A 3,749-nucleotide genomic window follows, 5' to 3' on the forward strand; every position below is an offset into this window, starting at 1 on the left:
GCCGAGCCGCAATCGCGGCTCGGCTCTTCGTTTCGCCTGTTCAGGCGGCTGCGGAGGATACGAGATTCGAACTCGTGAGGGGTTGCCCCAACACGCTTTCCAAATGTTCGTCTGGGGGTACAGGGGTGTGCGGGAGCGTTCTGACCTGCGGTGCGCCTGTGGCGGGTGGGGCTCCTGCAGTGCTGTACGGAGGTGAATGCAACCAGAACTGCAACCGTCGCCCGCTTATTTGCCGCTCTCCGGGCCGTACCACTGGAGAGCCTGGCCGGTCACTGCCGCGATGCAGGCGAAGTCGTGGTCGCGGTGCAGGAGGGTGAGCCCTTGCAGCTCGGCCGTCGCGGCGACGACGAGATCCACCGCACCCGCACTGCGATGCTTTCCCTGTCTGGTGAGAGCTTCCTGGACCTGCCAGGCGCGGTCGTAGGCGCGGTCGTCGACGGGAACCCAACCGAAGATCAGTCGCATGTCCTCGATGCCGCGCGCCCTGTCGGCGGCCGACCGGGCGCTGTAGAAGAACTCAAGTTCGGTGATCGGGCAGGTGGCGATGAGCCCGGCGGCTGCCGCCTGGTCCCAGCCGTACTGCTCCGCGTCCGCGCGCATGAACCGGGCGAGCGCGCTGGTGTCGATCAGGAACTGGGCCGCGTTCACCGGCGGTAGTTCCCCTTGTTCTCGAACAGCTCCAGATCGAATGCGCCGTCCCCGGCCGCGGCCCGCAGCCGGGCGAGAGCCAGGGCGCGACGCCGACTCTCCAGCACCTCGCGGAGAGCGGTGTTGACTGTCTCCTTCTTGGTGCTCGTCCCGAGGGCTTTGGCCACGTCCGCGACCAGGTCGTCGTCCAGGTCGATAACCGTTCGACTCACGAGTGCCTCCCAGATATCAAATGTGGGGTTAAGTATATCTCGTGAGGTGCCCGTATGGGGCGGCACACCCGGGCACCCGGGCACCCGGGCACCCGGGCACCCGGCCTTGGCCGCCGAGTCCTACGCGGGCATCACGCCATGGATGCGGGAGAGAGTGAAGACGCGTTCCGCTTCGCGCAGGTGGCACCAGGCGTCGAGGTAGGGCGGGTCGAGTTCCAGGTCACTGAGGGTGCGTACGGTCCGGTTGCCCGAGGTGGCGATGTACTCGACCGTGATGGCTGCACCGGTGTCGATGGCATGGGCGACCTGGCGGACGTCGCTGTACGACAGGTGCTTCGCGTATCCGGCGACGATCTCCTCGGTGTCCGTAGCGAACGGCACCCCGCTGCCGAACGGGTCGGGTTCCGGTGCCGTCGGCGGAGCCTTGAGCAGCCGGTCGGCCAGGACGTCCATCCCGACGTCGGTGGCCATGTCCGAGGCGCGGGTTGCGGTGGTCCGGGGGCCGCGCCGCCCGACGTTCCTTCGCGGGGGCGGGACGGTAGCGGCGGCCCTCTGCGGCAGGCGCTTCTCGATGCGTACCGTTCCCCCGGCGGTCTCGGCGACCGGGGCGTAGCCCGCGGCACGGAGCGCGGCGAGAGTCGTCGCGGGTGGGCTGCCGCTGACCAGGACCGTCGGGGCGAGCTGCCGCAGGGCGAGCTTGGACAGTGCGCGGTGGGCGGCGAGTTCGGCCAGGAGCGCGGGTTCGTCGCCGTGGATGACACAGGCCGCGGGGGCGACGCGCACCCGTCCGTGACCTCGTGCGGTGTCGGCGATGAGATAGGTCAGTGGCTGTGGCAGGGCCGTGGCGGAGCCGGCTGCCAGGTCGGCTGTGATGTCGTCCGGGGTGCGGCCGGCGTCCAGGGCCCGGCGGACACTGCCGGCACTGAAGCGCCATACCGACGCCGTGCCACTGGTCTCCCGGTCGGCCATCGAATCCAGCAACGCCGCGAGTCGCGCGGACGGGGTTCCGGTGACGACGGCGGTGAGGTCGGCGCCGATCCGGGCCGTCGTGGTCGCGGGGGGCAGCAGCCGCCGGGCCGTGATGTCGAGCTTTTCGTCGGCGTGAGCCGCCAGGTGGGCACCGAGCGGGGACAGCGCACCCCGTGCCAGCACGCCCAGCAGTTCGCCTTCGCGGATCACCGTGCTGAACGGTGCCGTGTCCTCGGGCGAGGCATGGTCGGCGAGCGGACGGTGCCAGACCACCAGCGGCCCCAGCTCCGAAGCGACCTTCGCACCCTGTCCTGCCGGGAGCCCCGCTGCCGCGGTGAGCAGCCCGTGGCGGGCCTGCAGACAGCCGCCGCAGTCAGGCGCACCGGCGAGCGCGGGAAGCGCCTTGTTTTCTTCATCGCGCGCCCGGGTGGGGGTGAGCGGCAGGTCCCGCCATGCCCGGAGCAGTACGGCGAGTTGTTCTGCGGGCTCCCGCTCGGCCCAGGCGTCGTACGCCTCGGTGGGAGGTACGCGATCGCCGTCGCGGGCCAGCAGCCCGGCTGCGTATGCGGTCTCCAGGGCGATGCGTACGACGGCGTCGTCCGCCTGGGCGGCCTTGCCGAGCCGGGCCAGTTCACGCGCGCCGATCCCGCCCGACTTCAGCCGGGCCGGTGGAGCGGTCGCGCACACCGAAAGGACGGAGGCGGCATGGGCCGCGAACGCGGTGGCGGCCACCGCGGCCTCCCGTTCCACCTCAGAGGAGCTGACGGGCACCAACTGTGGGACGGGCGGCAGAGGTTCGAACGGAGCGTGCCAATCGGGGCCCCGCAGAGCCAGGGCCACCTCGACCGGCATGCGGACGGGCCCGTATCGGTGACGGTCCTGGAGCAGAAGCCCGCGGTCGAGTGCCCATCGGGCGCCTGGTGGGAGGTCGCGGCCAGGAGCCCCGAACACGACGAACAGTGACTGATGCGGCGTGGACCTGGCGCTCTGCTCAAGCAACTTCCGTGTGGCCGCCGGTGCTTGAGCTACCAACGCGGCGACCCGTTCCGCGTCACCGTGATGCTCCACCAGAGCCGCGAGTCGCTGCTGCTTGGTGCCGGGCGGCTTGATACCCAGGACCGTCAGCATGCCGCGCAGTTCCTCCGAGGTGGTGCCGGCCAGCAGCTCTTCCAGCGGGGCGTCAAGTCCCAGGGGCGTGCTCCACGCCTGGCGCAAGGGCGTAGGCATGCGGAGTGCCTCGTTGCCGTCGTGCCAGACGAGCGCCCGATCCGACAGCGCCTCCAGGGTCGCGTCCAGCGCGCGTACCGCCGCAGGGGATGTCGAGCCGAGCAACTCCGCGAGGCTGTCCCGGGTCGCTCGTGCTCCCAGCGCCGCCAGCGCCTCGGCGGCCTGCAAGCACGGCAGTGTGAGTTGCGGCAGGACGAGTGCCACGGACCCCGGACTTTGGAGACGGTCCGCCAGTTCCCCCACCGAGCGTGGTTCCGGAGAGGAGGCTGCGTCCTTCCGCATGGCGAGTACGTTTGCCAGGCGGGAACCGTCGAGTTCGCTCAGCCAAGTCGCAAGCGTCGATCGGGACTTCATGAGGGTGCACCTCGACAGACAGGGAACGTCACAGGCGGGCCGAAGTCGCTTCGGCGCCAAGGTCAAGGATGGCGCAGTTCCATGATCCGCGGATGCCGTACGAAGACAGAGTCCGCGGCACCTCCCCGCCGCGGGCCCAGCCCGACGAGACGAGCCGACGGCAGTAGAAGATCTGGCTACCCGCTCGCCGAAATATCCTTAATGGTCGGATATAAATGCAACCAAAACTGCAACCAGCGCACGGCGAAGGGCTGAGCCGCAATCCAGGCGGTGGAGGACATCCGGGCATACCTGGACGGATCGCCCACGCGGCTGCTGGGCTGAGACAACCGGGTGCCG

Annotated in this window: 3 protein-coding genes; all 3 read right to left on the reverse strand. The window is 70.0% G+C overall.

Going from position 1 to position 3,749, the window contains the following annotated elements; genetic code table 11:
- Nucleotides 1-225 precede the first annotated feature (225 nt).
- A complete protein-coding gene (locus ABZT17_RS45005; protein ID WP_356357981.1) occupies nucleotides 226-648 on the reverse strand; it encodes a PIN domain nuclease in 423 nt (140 codons plus the stop codon).
- Nucleotides 645-860 carry a type II toxin-antitoxin system VapB family antitoxin gene (locus ABZT17_RS45010; RefSeq protein WP_053752751.1) on the reverse strand — a complete coding sequence of 72 codons (216 nt, stop codon included), beginning with the start codon at nucleotides 858-860 and terminating at the stop codon, nucleotides 645-647. The genes ABZT17_RS45005 and ABZT17_RS45010 overlap by 4 nt, the downstream gene beginning before the upstream one ends.
- A 120-nt stretch (nucleotides 861-980) precedes the next feature.
- Nucleotides 981-3,410, reverse strand: a complete 2,430-nt coding sequence (locus ABZT17_RS45015) for a helicase-associated domain-containing protein (protein WP_356357982.1) — start codon at nucleotides 3,408-3,410, stop codon at nucleotides 981-983.
- Between the last annotated feature and the right edge of the window lie 339 nt (nucleotides 3,411-3,749).

Source organism: Streptomyces sp. NPDC005648 (assembly GCF_040605395.1).
Classification (GTDB): Bacteria; Actinomycetota; Actinomycetes; order Streptomycetales; family Streptomycetaceae; genus Streptomyces.